This is a genomic window from Mesobacillus sp. MER 48, from assembly GCF_023714225.1.
Taxonomy (GTDB): Bacteria; Bacillota; Bacilli; order Bacillales; family Cytobacillaceae; genus Mesobacillus; species Mesobacillus oceanisediminis_A.
The window spans coordinates 145,234-164,400 of the sequence record NZ_JAMAUR010000003.1 but is presented as its reverse complement, the minus strand read 5'-3'; the positions used below and the strand labels follow the sequence as shown (position 1 = coordinate 164,400).

Here is a 19,167-nt window from a genome sequence, read left to right as displayed (position 1 = left end):
GTTGGTTTGTTTTACCTGCTTTGTGGTAGAATGAGGATATGACTTTTTTGACAACCGTGTAAGGCTTATATATAGGAAGGTTCATATTCCACTGCGAAATGAACCCGACAGAAATTAAATTACAGGAGGCTTTTCTGTGAAGGACCAATTTGAATTAGTCTCGAAGTATTCCCCGCAGGGAGACCAGCCTGCGGCAATAACAGAGCTGGTGAAAGGCATTCGCGATAACAAGAAGCACCAGACGCTCCTTGGGGCGACAGGAACAGGGAAGACGTTCACGATTTCGAATGTCATCAAGGAAGTGAACAAGCCGACGCTTGTCATTGCCCACAATAAGACATTGGCAGGGCAGCTCTACAGCGAGTTCAAGGAATTTTTCCCGAATAATGCGGTTGAGTATTTTGTCAGTTACTACGATTACTATCAGCCGGAGGCCTATGTGCCTCAGACGGATACATTCATTGAAAAAGATGCGAGCATCAATGATGAGATCGACAAGCTGCGCCACTCAGCTACTTCGTCTTTGTTCGAGCGCAAGGATGTCATCATCATTGCCAGTGTATCCTGCATCTATGGTCTCGGTAATCCGGATGAATACCGTGACATGGTCGTGTCGCTCCGGACTGGGATGGAGATTGAGCGGAACAAACTGCTCCACAAGCTGGTTGATATCCAGTACGAACGGAATGATATTGACTTCAAGCGCGGGACGTTCCGTGTCCGCGGTGATGTTGTCGAGATCTTCCCTGCATCACGTGATGAGCATTGCATGAGGATTGAGTTTTTCGGTGATGAGATTGACCGGATTCGCGAGGTCGATGCGCTCACTGGCGAGATCATCGGTGAACGTGATCATGTCGCGATTTTCCCGGCATCCCACTTCGTAACCCGCGAAGAAAAGATGAAGATCGCGATCGAGAATATTGAAAAAGAACTGGAAGAGCGCCTTGAAGTGCTTCGTGCCGAGGAGAAATTGCTTGAGGCTCAAAGGCTTGAGCAGCGGACAAGGTATGACCTTGAGATGATGCGCGAGATGGGCTTCTGTTCAGGAATCGAAAACTACTCGCGCCACCTGACTTTAAGGCCGGCGGGTGCGACTCCTTATACATTGCTTGATTACTTCCCCGATGACTTTTTGATTGTCGTCGATGAGTCGCATGTTACATTGCCGCAAATACGGGGAATGTTTAATGGTGACCAGGCACGTAAACAAGTGCTTGTTGACCATGGGTTCCGCTTGCCGTCAGCGATGGATAACCGTCCGCTGACATTTGCCGAATTCGAGAAGCATGTCAAACAGGCGGTGTTCGTCTCGGCGACTCCAGGGCCGTACGAACTGGAGCATACACCGGAAATGGTCCAGCAGATCATCCGTCCTACTGGATTACTTGATCCGACAATCGATGTAAGGCCGATTGAAGGCCAGATCGATGACCTGATCGGCGAAATCCAGGAGCGGACGAAGCGGAATGAGCGTGTACTGGTAACAACCTTGACGAAGAAAATGTCAGAGGATCTGACCGATTACCTGAAGGAAATCGGCATCAAGGTCCAGTACCTGCACTCAGAGGTCAAGACGCTTGAGCGGATTGAAATCATCCGCGAGCTGCGGCTTGGTAAATATGATGTCCTTATCGGAATCAACCTTTTGAGGGAAGGATTGGATATTCCGGAGGTATCGCTGGTGACGATTCTGGATGCCGATAAGGAAGGCTTCCTCCGTTCAGAAAGATCGCTCATCCAGACGATCGGACGTGCAGCGAGGAATGAAAACGGTCATGTCATCATGTATGCGGACAAGATGACCGATTCGATGACAAAGGCGATCAGTGAAACGAAGCGCCGCCGTGAAATCCAGGAGGAATATAACAAAAAGCATGGCATCACACCGCAGACGATCCAGAAGAGTATCCGCGACGTGATCCGTGCGACGATTGCTGCCGAAGATCAGGAAGCGTACAGCCCGGCAGAAGGTCTGAAGAAGCTGACAAAGAAAGATCGCGAACAAGTAATTTTAAATATGGAAAAGGAAATGAAGGAAGCAGCAAAGGCCCTCAACTTCGAACGGGCAGCCGAGCTGCGTGACCTCATTCTTGAGTTGAAAGCGGAAGGATGACGATAACATGGCTATGGATAAACTGATTGTCAAAGGCGCCAGGGCCCATAATTTGAAAAATATAGATGTCACCATTCCGAGAGACAAGCTTGTTGTGCTGACAGGACTTTCCGGTTCAGGGAAGTCCTCGCTGGCGTTCGATACGATTTACGCTGAAGGGCAGCGCCGCTATGTGGAATCATTGTCTGCATACGCGCGCCAGTTCCTCGGCCAGATGGACAAGCCGGATGTCGATTCAATCGAAGGATTGTCTCCGGCGATTTCCATCGACCAGAAAACAACAAGCCGGAACCCGCGTTCAACAGTGGGAACGGTGACCGAGATTTATGATTATTTGCGACTGTTATTCGCAAGGGTGGGAAGACCAACCTGCCCGGTGCACAATATAGAGATTACCTCACAGACGATTGAACAGATGGTCGATCGCGTGCTGGAATATCCGGAGAGAACGAAGCTGCAAATCATGGCTCCGCTCGTTTCCGGCCGTAAGGGCACCCATGCAAAAGTCCTCGAGGATGTAAAAAAGCAGGGCTATGTCCGTGTCCGCGTTGATGGGGAAATGTTCGACCTGGGTGACGAAATCGAGCTTGAAAAGAACAAGAAGCATTCGATCGAAGTCGTCATCGACCGGATTGTCATCAAGGAAGGCATTGCTGCACGCTTGGCGGACTCACTTGAATCTGCACTCAAGCTTGGTGAAGGCAATGTGCTGATTGACGTGATGGGCGAGGAAGAATTGATGTTCAGCGAAAACCATGCCTGCCCGATTTGCGGTTTTTCAATCGGTGAGCTGGAGCCGCGGATGTTCTCATTCAACAGCCCGTTCGGTGCCTGCCCGGAATGTGACGGACTCGGCGCAAAGCTGGAGGTCGATGTCGACCTGGTCATCCCGAATAAGGAGCTTTCATTAAAGCAGCATGCCATTGCCCCGTGGGAACCGACGAGCTCGCAATACTATCCGCAGCTGCTTGAGGCAATCTGCAATCACTATGGAATCGATATGGATATGCCGGTAAAGGATCTCCCAGACAACCAGATGGAGAAGATTCTCTATGGTTCCACTAAAGACAGGATTTACTTCCGTTACGAGAACGACTGGGGACAGGTCAGGGAAAATTATATTGTTTTCGAAGGCGTATTGAAGAATGTGGAGCGCCGTTATAAGGAAACTAGCTCTGACTATATCCGCGAGCAGATGGAGAAGTATATGGGCGAGCACGCCTGCCCGACATGCAAAGGCTATAGGCTGAAGCGTGAAACCCTGGCGGTACTGGTTGACGGCCGCCATATCGGTGAAGTAACAGCATTATCGGTTGAGGAAGCACATCAATTTTTCGAGGGCCTTGAACTTTCTGAAAAAGAAATGAAAATTGCCAACATGATTTTCCGTGAAATCACTGAGCGGCTTGGCTTCCTGATAAATGTGGGTCTGGATTATCTGACGTTGAGCCGCGCTGCCGGAACGCTATCCGGCGGGGAAGCTCAGCGGATCAGGCTGGCAACCCAGATTGGTTCGCGTCTAACCGGAGTGCTTTATATCCTTGATGAGCCGTCCATCGGTTTGCATCAGCGCGACAATGACAGGCTGATTGATACGCTGAAAAATATGCGTGACATCGGCAATACCTTGATTGTCGTCGAACATGATGAAGATACGATGTTAGCGGCTGACCACCTGATCGATATCGGTCCTGGTGCTGGCATCCATGGCGGGGAAATTATCTCCCAGGGTACGCCGGCAGAGGTGATGGATGATCCAAATTCGCTTACGGGCCAGTATCTCTCAGGCAAAAAATTCATTCCGCTGCCAATCGAGCGCCGCAAACCAGACGGCCGCTATATTGAAATCAAAGGCGCAAAGGAAAACAACCTGAAAAATGTCAATGTGAAGTTCCCGCTCGGAACCTTCATGGCCGTCACAGGTGTATCCGGTTCCGGCAAAAGTACCCTGATCAATGAAATCCTTCATAAATCGCTGGCGATGAAGCTGCACAGAGCAAAAAGCAAGCCAGGCGAGTTCAAGGAAATAAAAGGTATCGATCACCTCGACAAGGTCATCGATATCGATCAGTCGCCAATCGGCCGTACGCCAAGATCAAACCCGGCAACCTATACGGGTGTGTTCGATGACATCCGTGATGTGTTTGCGTCGACGAATGAAGCAAAAGTCCGCGGCTATAAAAAGGGCCGCTTCAGCTTCAATGTAAAAGGCGGCCGCTGTGAAGCCTGCCGCGGAGACGGCATCATCAAAATCGAGATGCACTTCCTGCCTGACGTATACGTCCCATGTGAAGTATGCCATGGCAAGCGTTACAACCGCGAGACTTTGGAAGTGAAATACAAAGGAAAGAATATTTCAGATATCCTTGATATGACGGTTGAGGCAGGGGTTGAATTCTTTGCTAATATTCCGAAGATCGCCCGCAAATTGCAGACGATTTACGATGTCGGCCTTGGTTATATCAAACTCGGCCAGCCGGCGACGACTCTTTCCGGCGGGGAAGCCCAGCGCGTCAAGTTGGCATCCGAGCTGCACCGACGCTCAACAGGACGTTCGCTTTATATCCTGGATGAGCCGACAACCGGTCTGCACGTCGATGATATATCCCGCCTGCTTGTCGTCCTCCAGCGTCTCGTCGAAAATGGCGACACCGTGCTGGTCATCGAACATAATCTCGATGTCATCAAAGCCGCTGACTATATCGTCGACCTTGGCCCGGAAGGAGGAGACCGCGGCGGCACCATCGTCGCTACCGGCACTCCGGAAAAAATCGCCGAAGTGGAAGAATCTTATACCGGCCGGTACCTCAAGCCGATATTGGAACGCGATAGACTGCGGATGAAAGAGCAGGTCGAGGAAAAAGAAAAAAGTACTAGCAATGCGTAATCTATATGAAAAAATCTCTTCCTTTTCGGGAAGAGATTTTTTGCGTAAAGAATCATACTACACTATTTCAACTGAATCGGTGTCATCTGTGCATCGAGCGCTTTAAAATCATAATTCTGCTTTTTCAGGAATTCCAGCAATTGAGGCAGCTGGATAAGGGTTTCTTCTCTTTCATGCAGAAGGATCACGAGCGGCTCATCCTTCTTGGCTTTGTCTGCTACCTGGGCGATTGTATTGGCAACCAGCCGGTTATCGCGGTAATACCAGTCTTTGCTGTCTACGTTCCAGTCCCACAACTGGTATCCTTTGTCACTGACGGCTTTTTTATAAGGATCCTTCATGTAAGGGGCGCTCCCATATGGTGTGCGGATCAGGGTCGAATCGATTCCTGTGATTTCTTTGATGGTCTTTAGTGTCTGTTCCATTTCAGCGACAACGGTTTGCGGAGACTGATAGATTTTCGTTTTGTCATGGGTGACACCATGCGCTCCAAGGCTGTGGCCGGCTTCTGCCATCCTTTTTACCGCATCGGGAAAGTTCCTCATATTGCCGTCCAGCATAAAAAAGGTAGCTTTTGCGTCAAACTCATTTAGAATCGATAAAAGTTGGTCTGATACCTTGTGCGGTCCGTCGTCAAATGTTAAGTAAACAGTTTTTGAAGGAGCTTTGGCTGGTTCTTCAGAGGGAGGGTTAACTACGTCTGGAGTCGGTTGTTCTTTATATCGTGTTTCACTTACTATAAATCTAGGCGGCTTTGTTTCAAGTTTTTTTAACACATGGTCAGTGCGATGATAAGCTGGTTTGAGTTCCTGATGTTGGCAGGAACTATGGACCACTGGCTTTTTCACCTGGCTAGCCACGGCGGAAGAGGAAGTGACTAGCCACCCAACTAAACAAACAACAGTGCACCATCTGGCTGTTTTACTTTTCAAGCTGAACACTCTGCATCCCTCGCTGATTTCTAATTTAATTTCACTTACTTAGACGGTAATATTTCATGTTTGTTACAGGAATATTTCTATATAATTACAGGATAATAGTTCATCAACATTATTTGAATAAGAAAATAGTGGAATTTGCCTATTGTAGAGTTCACGGAAGATTCGATAAATAATGGGGGTGTAGACAAGGGTTTGAAGGCAGTTTGTCGAATTAATTTCATAAAGAAATGAAACTTCTTAGACTCCGCTGCGTATTAATTGCTAAGGAGATGAAGAGGATGGATACGAAAAGGATTCTGTCAGCTTTGTGCTATTTCAGTATTATGTTCGCCGGGATCTTGTTCCCCCTTGTTGCTTATTTAGCTTCAGAGGATGGAGATGTAAAGTTCCATGCGAAGAAAGCGCTAATGTCACATCTTATACCACTGATTCCTGTGCCGCTTATTTTAATTGCGGTGTTCATTGATTTTAACGGAGGAACAGGGGGATTCCCTGTATTCCTGTTCAGCAGTGCGATTTTAATGGTTATATTGAGTTTCATTGTCCTTATATGGAATTTGGTTAAAGGAATAAAGGTGCTTAATACAAATTGAGGAGGATGGACCATGAAAGAAGAAAGAAAACGGATTTTGAAGCTTGTTGAAGAGGGAAAGATGACGGTGGAAGAAGCTTTGTTCCTGATCGAGCAGCTGGAGCAGGGGAAAACACAGAACCAGGAAAAATCAACCGCTCTTTCAACAAATGTGAATTTTGAAGAAGCCAAAAAAGCTGAATACAAAAAAGAAGATTACAATACGTATAATTTCAACACTGTAAAAGATAAGGTGCTTGATTTTGTAGATTCTGCTTTCAAAAAGATCAAGGATTTCGATTTGGACCTGAACTTTGGCCATTCCGTTGATATCACGCATATTTTCCAGCAGGGTGATACTTATTTGAACCAGGTGGACATTGATATGGCAAATGGTTCGGTAAAAATAGTGCCATGGGAACAAAAGGATGTGCGAGTCGAGTGCAGTGCGAAAGTGTATCGGGTCGAAAACCAGGATGAGGCACGCAAGAAGTTTTTAGAGGATGCAATCTTCACGATTGAAAATCAAAAGCTCCGTTTTTCGGTGCAGCAAAAGTGGATGAAGGTGGATGCAGTCATCCATATTCCGAAAGAAGAATATGAAAATGTCCGGATCCGCTTGTTTAATGGAACCATCGAAGGTGAAAACTTAACAATAAAGGATTGCCGGGCAAAAACGGCAAACGGCAAAGTATTGCTCGGAAACCTTGAGTGCGGCAAGCTGGAAACGGAAACTGTGAGTGGCCAAATCAGCATCCAGCGAAGTGCAATCAGAGAACTTGAAGCTGAAACAATCAATGGCGCAATCAAGGCCGATGGCTTTTTTAATCATGTCGATCTTCAATCTTTTAATGGAAATGTGACATGCACCGTAAAGAACCAGGATTGCGAAAGCGTGGAAGTGAAGGCCACGACAGGAAGCATAGAGGTGACCCTACCGGAAAAAACACCAGCCAGTGGTGAACTCAAATCGAATCTTGGCGGCTTTACCATCGAGCTCGATGGCATACAGGTCGTTGAGGAGAAAAGTGATATGGTCCAGAAACATCTTCGCTTCAAGCCTGCTGATGGCGGGCAAAAGGCTGTCAGGCTCTATGCTGACACCAAAACAGGTTCAATTGCAGTAAAAAAATTATTACAACAGCAGTAGGAAGGTGTTAACCATGAAATTATCCCGTTCCCGGACGAACCGTATGCTCGCAGGAGTGCTCGGCGGGATGGCAGAATCCTTTGGAGTGAAGGCAGCCCTGCTGCGAATCCTGTTTGTGATTCTGCTGTTCAGTACGGCATTCTTTCCGATGGCCGTCCTTTATCTTGTATTTGTGTTTGCACTGCCAAACAGGGAGGAATATTAAAAATGAGATGGCTGTTGGGAATCGTCATTAACGCAGTCCTTTTCATGGCACTTGCCGGGTATTTCGAGAATGAGATTTATCTGTCTGGTTTCGGTGCTGCATTAGGCGCCAGCTTCATTCTTTCAATCTTGAATATCCTGGTTAAGCCGATTTTAATCATTTTGACACTTCCTGTCACAGTCCTTAGCCTCGGACTCTTCCTGTTTGTCATCAACGCAGTCACGCTGATGCTGACAGACAGCCTGATGGGGAGTTCATTTGAAATAGCCGGTTTTGGCATGGCGCTTCTTACAGCGGTGATCATGTCCATCGCCAACCTGGTCATCCAGAACACGGTGTTGCGCGAATCGGATAAAAAACACAGGTAACATCATCTAGATAAAACAGAAAAGGCCGGCACATAAAGTATCGGCCTTTTCCTATTCCTTCTCAATATAAGCTTCAAAGCCCGCGTTCCTTAAACGTGCGGCAAGTTCTTCAGCGTTACGCTCATCTTCGAACGCCCCTGCCTGGACTTTGTATAATCCGCCTTTCCTGGCTGAAGCGGCAGATTTTGCAGCCGAAGGTGAGGGAGCAGGGGATGGTGCCGCATTGTCTTTTTGCTCGAGCTTGAACTGCTCTGCCAAAGCTTTGACAATGCCTTCTGCTATAGTTCTTCGGTACGTTTCGGAGCGCAGCAGCTCTACTTCGTTACGGTTTGTCATAAATCCGCCCTCCACCAGGACAGCATCCATTTTTGTTTCCCTCAGGACATGGAAATCAGCAGTTCGTACCCCACGGTTCTCGAAACCTGTAGCGATGACAAGATTGCGCTGGATTTTTTGGGCCAGCTGATTCGCCACAGGCGGCCTGGATGGATAGACATAAGTCTCAATACCGCCGACATTATTCCAGCCCCCGCTCCCAAACGCATTGGCATGGATCGATACAAATATATCCACATTCAGGCTGTTCGCCTTGTCTGTCCTTGCTGTCAATGACACATCTCGCTGATCGGAATGAGAAAAATACACGGTGACATTCTTGTAGTTTTCAAGCAGCTGGTTCGCATAATTCGCCACGGCCCTGTTAAACTCATATTCTCTCAATCCATCAGGACTTCGCTTACCCGGGGTGTTGTAGCCATGCCCAGCATCAAGCATAATCTTCAAGTTTATCACACCTTCCGTTAAAAGATTTCCTCATCAGTATATATATGACTAAATCCAGGAAAAGGACATATTGAGATCAGATAAAGGCGGTTATCCATACGTTGTTTCTTATTTGTTCAGTTCAAATATGTCATCAAGACGCTGTGATATGAAATCGTGGCCGTCCTGGATTCCTTTATTATAAAAGTGAGGTGCGAGCTTATTCGCAAAAAATTCAAGAATCAGCATGGCAGCCAAATCTCCCAGTTCCTCACCCCGTTCTTCAAGGAAATATTGCTTGATCTCAGCGGTCATTTGATTCCTGGCAAAATCATCAATCTGGAAGTTCTTAAGCATCTTATCTACTCCTTATTGTTTATTACCCCCATTTTAAGGCAATCAGACAAACTATTCGACAAAGGCGTTCGATTATTTCCGTGGAAATAAGCTAAATTTTCTTTTGACATCGACAATAGAGCCATTACATGAAATTTTTGTAGGAATTTATAAAGAGGGAGCGACAGTAATGAAAAGCTCGTTTAGCCTTTGAATGATTACTTACCAGGCAGGGGGGGGGTTCAGTGTGAAAAAGTCACGAAAAAAGACCCGGCTGGGGGTCTCTGAAATAATAGTCATTACCTCTGCATAGTATGAATGAATTTGTAGCGGTCGGCACGATAGGCTGATTTTACGTATTCGAAGGGGGTGCCATCCTTTAGATATGAAGTCCTGTGTATCAGCAGGACTGGCGAGCCTCTGTCGATTTCCAGCAAGGGCAATTCGTGTTCCTTCGCAATTGTCGCCTCGATTTGCTGTGTCGCTTCATGGATCGTCAGCGATAGTTTTTCCTCGATGTACTCGTAAAGGGAATGATTAATGATTTCCTCTGTCAATCCTTTCACCAGATTGGCAGGTAGATAGGTGGTTTCAAGAGCCAGCGGGGCATCATCGGCAAGTCTGACACGCGTGATTTCAAATACAGGTGTATGTTCACCAAGATGAAGCATATCGGCAATTTGCCGGCTGGCGGGAATGATTTCGAATGACACCAGCCTGCTGCCAGGAGTAAGCCCGCGCTCCTTCATGTCTTCTGTAAAGCTTGTCATTCCCTCCAGGCGATTTTCGACTTTCTTTTGATTGACGAAGGTGCCTTTCCCTTTTTGGCGGTACAGGTATCCATCATTCACAAGATTCGTCAACGCCTGCCTGATGGTCATTCGGCTGATTTTGAAGAGGTCGGCATAAACGCGTTCCGAGGGAATGGCTTCATCAGGCTTGAGCTCGCCGCTTTCAATCTGGCTTTTAATATATTCTTCAAGCTGATGATAAATCGGTATAGGTGAATTTTTATCAATCATAGGTCATTCTCCTGACTGCATATCGTTTCCGTTATAGCGGAATCAAAGCATTGCTGCCGCTTCTTTATCGGCAAAAATCGTAACATTCTCGTGCTTTTTCAGGACAGAAGCAGGAAACTCTTCGCTGACTTCGCTATTCATCAAGCGGGCAAGTGCCTCAGCTTTTGCAGTGCCGGAAACAAGCAAGAAGATTTCCCTGCTATCCAAGATCGTGGCAATTCCCATAGTGATCGCCTGCCTCGGGACATCATCAAGAGAAGCGAAAAAACGCGAATTTGCCTTGCGTGTGCTTTCCGCCAGGTCGATGATGTGCGTCCTGCTGTCGAATGATGTTCCTGGTTCATTAAAACCGATATGCCCATTCTGTCCAATCCCGAGAACCTGCAGATCGATGCCTCCATGCTCACGGATGAACTGTTCATAACGTGTGCATTCTTTGGCAAAATCTTTTGCTGTCCCATCAGGTATATGGGTTTGGTCAAGCGGGATATCGATGTGTTCAAATAGCTTCTCACACATGAAGTAGTGGTAGCTGTGATGATCCTTTTTCGGAACGCCAATGTATTCATCCAGGTTGAATGTGTTTACTTGTTGGTAGGAAGTCCCGGTCAGCTGGTGGTCTTTGATAAGTTCCTGATAAAGTCCGGTCGGTGTACTTCCGGTAGCAAGGCCTAGATTAAGCGCTGGATTCCCTTTGAGGCGGGAGATGACTTGCGCTGCTGCCTGCTGGCTAAGCTCTGCGTAATTCAATGTTTGGATCAGTTTCACATCATCACCTCTTTCAAAATGGTTATAAGCGGGTATAGCTTGTGATACCCCGGCAAAAAGTCATGGCAACATCGTTGTTGCTGTCCAGCACAACAAGATCCGCATCCTTTCCGGCAGCAATGCTTCCTTTTCGATTGAAAACTTTAAGCTGTCTGGCAGGATTCACACTGGATAGCTTTACTGCATCCTTAAGACTGATGCCAGTGAATTCCATCATATTCTTCAGGGAATCCTTCATTTTTAAAATACTGCCAGCAAGCGTTCCATCTTCTAAAAGTGCCTTTCCGTCCGCAACACTCACTGCTTGCCCGCCAAGGTCGTATATGCCATTCTTAAGGCATTTCGCTCTCATGGAATCGGTAATCAGAATGACACCCTCTTTTCCCTTTGTCCGTATCGCTAAATCAAGCATTTCTGGAACGACATGGATTCCATCCGCAATCAGCTCGATTTTTAACTCATCCAAAAGCAGCGCAGCTCCTGCGACTCCTGGATCCCGATGGTGTATCCCGCGCATACCATTGAATAAATGGGTCACATGGCTCGCGCCGGATTTTACAGCTTCAGACATCTGGGCGTATGTAGCGTCTGAATGGCCAACCGAAGCAATGACACCATTTTTGGCTAAATGAGCTATAAGTTCATTGCCGTTCTCTTTTTCCGGCGCCAGCGTGACAAGCCTGATATTGTTCCCTGATACTTGCTGCATGTTCTTGAATAGCTCGATATCGGGTTTGTTGATGTATTTCTCTGGCTGGGCCCCTTTACGTACTTCATTGATGAAGGGTCCTTCCAGATGGATCCCGAGCATCTCCGCTTTTCCTGGATGATTATGACTGCCCATATAGTCTTCGGCATTTTTCAAAGCTTGGAAAATGGCGGATTGTTCCTGTGTGATCGTTGTAGCAAGAAAACTGGTCGTTCCTTCCTCAGGCAGGACCGAGGCCATGGTGGTCAGGGCTTCAATGGTTGCGTCCATCGTATCGGCTCCGCCGGCTCCATGGATGTGCACATCAATGAACCCGGGGACAATGGTGCTGTCCTCGGGCAGCTCCACCAGGTCTGCATGATGCTGGGAGAGTGAGGAAACAGACCCAATATCAGCAATTATCCCGTCTTTTATATAAAGATATCCTTTTTGAATCAACGTCTCTTCGGTTAAAATCCTGGCGTTAACCAGCAATAATTCTTTCATCCTATCACCCGAAAATTGTGTCTTATTTCTTTCTATTATACAAATCTCACCTTTAGGTTGTCTATACCACTATACATAATTTAATTAAGTCTTCAACTGGTATAGACATATATTGAGAAGTATGCAATTTAAAAAACAACAATGGTGTTTTTTGACTCCTTATATTTGGTTCTGCCTGAAAAAGTGCTAAAATATAAAGTATTGTGATCATGTGGAAAAAAGTATCCTAATAAAGGAGGAAGTTTCTTTGCCAAAAGTCCGCACTAAAGACATCATCGAGAAATTCGACATGGAATTGTTAAGTGGAGAGGAAGGCATCAACCGTCCGATTACGACGACTGATATCTCAAGGCCGGGACTCGAGATTGCCGGTTACTTTGAATATTATCCTGCGGAGCGCCTGCAGTTGCTTGGTAAAACAGAATTGACCTTCTTTGAAAAACTGAACCCTCGCGAAAAGACAGAGCGGATGGAAAAGCTCTGTACAGATATTACGCCAGGCATCATTGTTACAAGGGACATGGAAGTTCCGGCTGAACTGATTGAAGCGGCCGAACGAGAATCTGTTCCGGTCATGAGATCGAAGCAAAAGACAACAAGGCTTTCGAGTCATCTGACAAACTACCTGGAGAGCAAGCTTGCACCAACTACTGCCGTACATGGTGTACTGGTCGATCTATATGGGATTGGCGTTCTGATCACAGGCAAAAGCGGTGTCGGTAAAAGTGAAACTGCGCTTGAACTGGTCAAACGCGGACACCGGCTGGTAGCGGATGATTGCGTCGAAATCCGCCAGGAAGATATCGGAACACTCGTCGGTAACTCGCCAGATCTAATTGAACATCTGCTCGAAATCCGCGGCGTGGGCATCATCAATGTCATGACCCTGTTCGGGGCAGGAGCGGTACGCTCACATAAACGGATTTCCCTGATTATTGATCTCGAAATCTGGGACCAGAAAAAATCATATGATAGATTGGGCCTTGATGAAGAAAAAATGAGAATCCTCGACACCGATATCACGAAGCTGACGATTCCGGTCCGTCCAGGCCGTAACCTCGCTGTCATCATTGAGGTAGCCGCAATGAACTTCAGGCTGAAGCGCATGGGGATGAACGCAGCAGAGCAATTCACCAACAGGCTTTCTGACGTCATCGAAGACGGCGACCATGATGAACGGTAAATTGACACAACCATGAATTTTAGATAGGTATTTCTATAGTAGAACGCAAGAAAATAATGCATTGTAAAGCAATAAAGTTTACAAAAAGAGCCTTAATCAAACGTTTGATTAAACACGGCTAAAGTGCTGGTATAAATGGTTTTTTCATTTTTTAATATATAAAAATTCACTTCGAGAATTGTCCAGCTCCAGCGCCTAGCCCCTCGAGTCGCTTCGGTCCGCCCAATGAAGTCAAAGAACGACTTCAATGGGCGGCCCTCCAGCGCTTGTCGGGGCTGGACAAGGCGCTTGCGCTTTTCTTGTGAAAAAGGGGAAATGATATGGAAAAGAATATTCAGCCGATCGACCCGATTGCCTTTTCGCTTGGCCCGATCCAGGTGCACTGGTACGGCGTCATCATCGGGCTTGGAATTGCGCTCGCTTTATGGATTGCCATGCGCGAAGCCGAACGGCGCGGATTGCCAAAAGATATATTTGCAGACTTGATGCTCTGGGCGATTCCAATCGCCATCATCTCAGCAAGGATTTATTATGTTATCTTCCAGTGGGATTATTACGTACAGTATCCGGGCGAGATTTTTAAAATCTGGAATGGCGGGATTGCGATTCATGGCGCGTTGATCGGAGCTGTAGCCACTACTTATTTCTTTACGAAGTCAAGGAATGTTTCATTCTGGAAGCTTGCGGATATCGCCGCTCCGAGTATCATCCTTGGCCAGGCAATCGGCCGCTGGGGCAATTTCATGAACCAGGAGGCACATGGCGGAGAAGTCACCCGGGCATTTTTGGAGAACCTGCATCTTCCTGAATTCATCATCAACCAGATGTATATCAATGGCACATACTATCACCCAACGTTCCTGTATGAATCTATCTGGAATCTGCTTGGTTTTATCCTGCTTATGTCGTTGCGCAGGGTCAACCTGGGCCGCGGGGAAATTTTCCTCAGTTATGTCATCTGGTATTCAATCGGACGCTTCTTTGTCGAAGGCATGCGCACAGACAGCCTGATGCTGACAGACACGCTAAGGATTGCCCAGACTATCTCAATCGCACTGATTGCTTTTGCGATTGGTTTATGGATTTACAGGAGAGCCAAGGGTTATTCAAAAGTAAGATATTTAGATAACTAGAAAAATTACGGACCAACTCAATACATTAAATATAGGCTGAAAAAGTGGGAGAGATGCTTCAATGGGTTCTTCATTGAAAAGAGGGTTGATGGTTGGCTTGAATACAACATGGGCACTGGGGAAAGTGATTTTTCCGGTGACCCTGATTGTTTCAATCCTTAAATATACTCCTGTCCTGCCGTGGCTCATCGACTTGATCACACCGCTGATGTCGTTGTTCGGCTTGTCGGGAGATGCGGCGATACCGCTTGTCATAGGGAACTTCCTCAATCTGTATGCGGCAATCGGAGCAATACTGACTCTTGATTTGACGGTAAAAGAAGTGTTCATCATCGCCGTGATGCTGAGCTTTTCGCACAATATGCTTGTCGAATCAAGTGTGGCCGTCAAGGTCGGCGTCAAGCTTTGGATCATTGTCCTTGTCCGGCTGGGGCTAGCGTTCTTATCGGCGATCATCATCAACCTTGTCTGGAATGGCGGTTCCGAAATCGCAAAATATGGCATGGTTCCTGCCAAAGGGGAAGAGGTTTCTGGCTGGGGATCAATTCTTCTTGAAAGTGTCACCAAAGCCGGTATCGGCATTTTCCAGCTGGCGCTCATCGTCATCCCGCTGATGGTCATCGTTCAGATCATGAAGGATAAGCAATGGCTTGCCGTTTTTTCAAAATGGATGGCGCCGGCGACAAAAGCGCTGGGCATGAAGGAAAACACCTCGACGACCATGGCAGCCGGCCTGCTGATCGGCCTCGCATACGGTGCGGGTGTGATGATCCAGGCAGTCCAAGAGGATGGAGTCAGCAAAAAGGATGTCACACTAGCGTTCATTTTTCTTGTGGCCTGCCACGCAGTCGTTGAAGATACACTAATTTTTGTTCCGCTTGGAATCCCGGTGCTGCCGTTGTTATTGATTCGCCTTGGAGTGGCGATATTATTGACGACAGCAGTAGCGTTCATCTGGAACCGGGCTGACCTTGCCAAAAGAAAGGAAGCAGTATATGAGCAATAAAATAGATACGGTCTTGTTCGATCTCGACGGGACTTTGATTGATACGAATGAATTGATTATTTCGTCTTTCCTCCATACAATGGAAACTTATTTTCCGGGCCAGTACAAACGGGAGGATGTCCTTCCGTTTTTAGGGCCATCGCTCAAGGATACATTCGAGCCGATGGATCCTGAAGGCTACGAGGAAATGATCAAAACCTACCGCACCTACAATCTGGCAAACCATGACCTGCTGGTAAAAGGTTTCGAAGGTGTGTACGAAACTGTAAGGACTCTGAAAGAGAATGGTTTCCACCTTGGAATCGTCACGACAAAGCTTTCTGATGTCGTCCAGATGGGCCTGAAGCTGACGGGGCTTGATGAATTTTTCGACGTCGTCGTCGCACTGGATCATGTCGAAAAAGCAAAGCCAGATCCAGAGCCGCTTTTAAAAGCATTGGACATGCTTGGTTCTTCCCCGGACCGAGCAATCATGGTCGGCGATAACCACCATGACATTCTTGGCGGCAAAAATGCCGGCACAAAGACAGCTGCCGTTGCCTGGTCTATCAAGGGCAGAGAACATCTGGAGCAATACAATCCGGATTATATGCTGGAAAAAATGGCTGATATCCTGCCGATTCTCGGGGTGTAGGATGAGACGTACGACACGTTATCGTGTAGAAGGCGCCAATTCACTCTGGCATGTTTATAAAACCGTCCCGTTCTGGAAGGTCGTCAAGAATTTTGTCGTCATCCAGGTCGCACGCTACACGCCATTCCTCGGGATAAAAAACTGGCTGTACCGTACATTTTTGCGGATGAAAATCGGTGAACAGACTTCTTTTGCGCTGATGGTCATGCTGGATGTCATGTTCCCGGAAAAAATTTCGGTTGGACGCAATACCGTCATCGGCTATAACACCACCATCCTTGCTCACGAATATTTGATTAAGGAATACCGTCTTGGCGATGTCGAAATCGGCAGTGAAGTCATGATTGGCGCCAATTCAACGATCATGCCCGGCATTAAGATCGGCGACGGCGCCATCGTCTCCGCTGGGACACTCGTCCACAAAGACGTACCCGAGGGCGCATTCGTCGGCGGCAACCCGATGCGAGTCATCTATACAAAAGAAGAACTAGCTGAGCGCTGGGCGGATGATGAAATTTATGGAACAAAAAGCGAACGGAAATGATTCCGCTTCGCTTTTTTTGTTTCTGAAAGGGACTTGGTCGATATAATTGAAAATCCGCCGAAATATTGCAAAATGTGGTCGATAAAATCAAAAATCCGCTGATATATCGTGAAAAGTGGTCGATATATTTCGATTTTCGCCAAAAAAGTATAATTCTTCATCTCTATAACCCAAAATTTCTTCTGTAATGAGTGCCTTTTTTACATCCTCTTATGAAACAGACCCCTTTTTAGAAACCATTATGAAAAATTATAAACATGAAGAGCTAATGGTTGACGGATAATAGAATGAACGGTACACTACATATAACTTCATCTTGTTACCATATTAGCGAACTAAAGGATTCCGATAATTAAATTAAAAGTGAACCAAGTGACTAAAGCAAAGAAAAACAAATGGTTAAATATAAAGTAAACCAAGTGACTGAAGCAAGGTTAACTAAATGATCAAATTAAAAGTTAGCCGCACAGGCAACGAACTAATGAGTTCCAATAAATAAACCAACCACATCGGCAACGAAGAGGGTGACCATATTGAGTAGATTATTCATGTTTGAAAAACCGCTTGGCATGCGGGATACACTGCCGGAGCTGCATGAAGCGAAGGAAAGGGTCCGCAGCTCAATAGAAATGGAGATGAAACGCTGGGGTTTTCAGTTCATCGAAACACCGGCCCTCGAATATTACGAAACGGTCGGAACGGCATCGGCAATATTGGATCAGCAATTGTTCAAGCTGCTGGACCAGCAGGGGCACACACTGGTGCTGCGCCCTGATATGACTGCGCCGATCGCCAGGGTTGCGGCGTCCAAGCTTTACAAAGACCAGATACCATTAAGACTGGCTTATTCGGCGAACGTCTACCGTGCCCAGCAGCGTGAAGGAGGCAGGCCGGCAGAGTTTGAACAAATCGGGGTCGAGTGTATCGGGGACGATTCTGTCAGTGCTGATGGCGAAATGATTGCTTTGGCGATTTCCTCGCTGAAAAAAGCAGGATTGGAACAATTCCAGCTTTCAGTTGGACATGTAGGCTTCGTCAACGAATTATTCGTGCAGATCCTTGGCAACGAAGAACGCGCCAGGGAATTGACAAAATTTTTATATGAGAAAAATTATGTTGGCTATCGAGAGCATGTCAAATCACTGCCGCTTTCATCGATTGATTCGCAAAGGCTGCTTGCCTTCCTGGAATTGCGCGGCGGCCCTGAAGTGATTGGCAAAGCGCTGGAACTGGTCGAGAACGGGAAAGGCAGGGCGGCGCTTGACGAACTGAAGCTGCTCTGGGATGTCATCGAGGACTTTGGAGAAAGCAGCCGAATCAAGTTCGATCTAACAATTGTCAGCCATATGAGCTACTATACAGGAATCCTATTCGAGGTTTATGCCGGAATGGTCGGTTTTCCGATCGGCAATGGCGGGCGCTACGACAAATTACTCGAGAAATTCGGCAAAACAACTGGAGCGACAGGATTTGCCATCAGGCTGGACCGTCTGCTTGAAAGCCTCGGCGATCTTGGAGAATCAGAACCTGTCACCTGCATCCTTTTCAGTCCGGAACGAAGAAAGGAAGCCTACCAGTTGGCCGCGCAAAGAAGGGCGGATGGTGAACAGATCGTCCTGCAGGACATCAGCGCAGTCCGTAATCTGGATGCGTGTTCGAATGTTTTTGCCAATGTCGTTTTCCTTGTAGGGAAGGAGGGAACGCAATGAATGAACAGCTGACGATTGCGATGCCGAAGGGCAGGATTTTTACCGAAGCAGTCGAACTGCTGCGTAACGCGGGGTTCGATCTTCCTCCTGAATTCGATGATTCGCGCAAGCTGATTATCGATGTTGAAGAAGAAAATTTCCGCTTTATCCTCGCCAAGCCAATGGATGTGGCGACATATGTGGAGCATGGTGTCGCCGATCTCGGGATTGCCGGGAAGGACGTCCTGCTTGAGGAAGAACGCGATGTGTACGAGCTGCTCGATTTGAAAATCAGCGGCTGCTACCTCGCTGTCGCAGGTCTGCCTGATACAAAAATGAACGATGTCGCCCCGAAAATCGCGACGAAGTATCCAAACATCGCTGCCGCTTATTTCCGCGAACAGGGTGAGCAGGTCGAAATCATTAAATTAAATGGATCGATTGAGCTTGCTCCCCTGATTGGCCTCGCCGACCGGATTGTCGATATCGTATCAACCGGCAGGACCCTAAAGGAGAACGGCCTTGTCGAATACGAAACAATCACCGGCGTGACCTCAAGACTGATCGTGAACCCAGTCAGCTACCGAATCAAGGATGAGCGCATCAGCGAACTGATCAAAAGACTTAATGAAGTAATTTAATCGTTGAAACTGAAAGG

At 47.1% G+C, this 19,167-nt stretch carries 19 protein-coding genes; 13 read left to right on the top strand and 6 right to left on the bottom strand.

The window, feature by feature from the left end:
• Positions 1 to 136 precede the first annotated feature (136 nt).
• Positions 137 to 2,116, top strand: a complete 1,980-nt coding sequence (gene uvrB / locus M3593_RS12325; protein ID WP_144477954.1) for an excinuclease ABC subunit UvrB — start codon at positions 137 to 139, stop codon at positions 2,114 to 2,116.
• Positions 2,117 to 2,123: 7 nt separating this feature from the next.
• On the top strand, positions 2,124 to 5,003 hold the full coding sequence (gene uvrA / locus M3593_RS12320) for an excinuclease ABC subunit UvrA (RefSeq protein ID WP_251542999.1): 2,880 nt from the start codon (positions 2,124 to 2,126) through the stop codon (positions 5,001 to 5,003).
• A gap of 62 nt (positions 5,004 to 5,065) precedes the next feature.
• Here uvrA and M3593_RS12315 read toward each other — a convergent pair whose 3' ends face one another.
• Positions 5,066 to 5,935: a polysaccharide deacetylase family protein gene (locus M3593_RS12315; protein ID WP_186326777.1), complete on the bottom strand. Its 870-nt coding sequence runs from the start codon at positions 5,933 to 5,935 to the stop codon at positions 5,066 to 5,068.
• A gap of 287 nt (positions 5,936 to 6,222) precedes the next feature.
• On the opposite strand from M3593_RS12315, the gene M3593_RS12310 reads away from it, so the two are divergent.
• The 4 genes from M3593_RS12310 to M3593_RS12295 are packed head-to-tail and all read left to right on the top strand — an operon-like array spanning position 6,223 to position 8,238.
• Complete coding sequence (locus M3593_RS12310) at positions 6,223 to 6,537, top strand: magnetosome magnetite crystal formation protein family (RefSeq protein WP_144477948.1); 315 nt, start codon at positions 6,223 to 6,225, stop codon at positions 6,535 to 6,537.
• A gap of 12 nt (positions 6,538 to 6,549) precedes the next feature.
• A complete protein-coding gene (locus M3593_RS12305; RefSeq protein WP_251542997.1) occupies positions 6,550 to 7,665 on the top strand; it encodes a DUF4097 family beta strand repeat-containing protein in 1,116 nt (371 codons plus the stop codon).
• A gap of 13 nt (positions 7,666 to 7,678) precedes the next feature.
• Positions 7,679 to 7,870 carry a PspC domain-containing protein gene (locus M3593_RS12300; protein ID WP_144477944.1) on the top strand — a complete coding sequence of 64 codons (192 nt, stop codon included), beginning with the start codon at positions 7,679 to 7,681 and terminating at the stop codon, positions 7,868 to 7,870.
• 2 nt (positions 7,871 to 7,872) lie between these two features.
• A complete protein-coding gene (locus M3593_RS12295) occupies positions 7,873 to 8,238 on the top strand; it encodes a phage holin family protein (RefSeq protein ID WP_251542995.1) in 366 nt (121 codons plus the stop codon).
• Between the two features lie 51 nt (positions 8,239 to 8,289).
• On the opposite strand, the gene M3593_RS12290 is transcribed toward M3593_RS12295, so the two are convergent.
• The 5 genes from M3593_RS12290 to nagA all read right to left on the bottom strand — a co-directional run bounded on the left by M3593_RS12290 (position 8,290) and on the right by nagA (position 12,321).
• Positions 8,290 to 9,012 (bottom strand): N-acetylmuramoyl-L-alanine amidase, encoded by a 723-nt coding sequence (locus tag M3593_RS12290; protein ID WP_353056096.1) that lies wholly within the window; start codon positions 9,010 to 9,012, stop codon positions 8,290 to 8,292.
• A gap of 117 nt (positions 9,013 to 9,129) precedes the next feature.
• Positions 9,130 to 9,357 carry a DUF2164 domain-containing protein gene (locus M3593_RS12285; RefSeq protein WP_144477938.1) on the bottom strand — a complete coding sequence of 76 codons (228 nt, stop codon included), beginning with the start codon at positions 9,355 to 9,357 and terminating at the stop codon, positions 9,130 to 9,132.
• Positions 9,358 to 9,635: 278 nt separating this feature from the next.
• Positions 9,636 to 10,358: a GntR family transcriptional regulator gene (locus M3593_RS12280; RefSeq protein WP_144477936.1), complete on the bottom strand. Its 723-nt coding sequence runs from the start codon at positions 10,356 to 10,358 to the stop codon at positions 9,636 to 9,638.
• A 42-nt stretch (positions 10,359 to 10,400) separates the two neighbouring features.
• Positions 10,401 to 11,126: a glucosamine-6-phosphate deaminase gene (gene nagB / locus M3593_RS12275; protein ID WP_251542991.1), complete on the bottom strand. Its 726-nt coding sequence runs from the start codon at positions 11,124 to 11,126 to the stop codon at positions 10,401 to 10,403.
• Positions 11,127 to 11,148: 22 nt separating this feature from the next.
• A complete protein-coding gene (gene nagA, locus M3593_RS12270) occupies positions 11,149 to 12,321 on the bottom strand; it encodes an N-acetylglucosamine-6-phosphate deacetylase (protein ID WP_251542989.1) in 1,173 nt (390 codons plus the stop codon).
• Between the two features lie 247 nt (positions 12,322 to 12,568).
• Between nagA and hprK the strand changes: the two genes are divergently transcribed.
• From hprK to hisG, 7 genes are all read left to right on the top strand, one after another.
• On the top strand, positions 12,569 to 13,504 hold the full coding sequence (gene hprK, locus M3593_RS12265; protein ID WP_144477931.1) for an HPr(Ser) kinase/phosphatase: 936 nt from the start codon (positions 12,569 to 12,571) through the stop codon (positions 13,502 to 13,504).
• A 320-nt stretch (positions 13,505 to 13,824) separates the two neighbouring features.
• Entirely contained in the window at positions 13,825 to 14,637 is an 813-nt protein-coding gene (lgt, locus tag M3593_RS12260) for a prolipoprotein diacylglyceryl transferase (protein ID WP_251542988.1), read from the top strand.
• A gap of 61 nt (positions 14,638 to 14,698) precedes the next feature.
• Positions 14,699 to 15,643, top strand: a complete 945-nt coding sequence (locus tag M3593_RS12255) for a nucleoside recognition domain-containing protein (protein WP_144477927.1) — start codon at positions 14,699 to 14,701, stop codon at positions 15,641 to 15,643.
• Positions 15,633 to 16,277, top strand: coding sequence for a pyrophosphatase PpaX (ppaX, locus tag M3593_RS12250; protein WP_144477925.1), 645 nt, complete (start codon positions 15,633 to 15,635; stop codon positions 16,275 to 16,277). Before M3593_RS12255 ends, ppaX begins: the two co-directional genes overlap by 11 nt.
• Before the next feature lies 1 nt (position 16,278).
• A complete protein-coding gene (locus M3593_RS12245; protein ID WP_251542986.1) occupies positions 16,279 to 16,821 on the top strand; it encodes an acyltransferase in 543 nt (180 codons plus the stop codon).
• A 533-nt stretch (positions 16,822 to 17,354) separates the two neighbouring features.
• Positions 17,355 to 18,530, top strand: a complete 1,176-nt coding sequence (locus tag M3593_RS12240; protein WP_251542984.1) for an ATP phosphoribosyltransferase regulatory subunit — start codon at positions 17,355 to 17,357, stop codon at positions 18,528 to 18,530.
• Positions 18,527 to 19,150 carry an ATP phosphoribosyltransferase gene (hisG, locus tag M3593_RS12235; RefSeq protein WP_144477918.1) on the top strand — a complete coding sequence of 208 codons (624 nt, stop codon included), beginning with the start codon at positions 18,527 to 18,529 and terminating at the stop codon, positions 19,148 to 19,150. The genes M3593_RS12240 and hisG overlap by 4 nt, the downstream gene beginning before the upstream one ends.
• Positions 19,151 to 19,167: the final 17 nt, after the last annotated feature.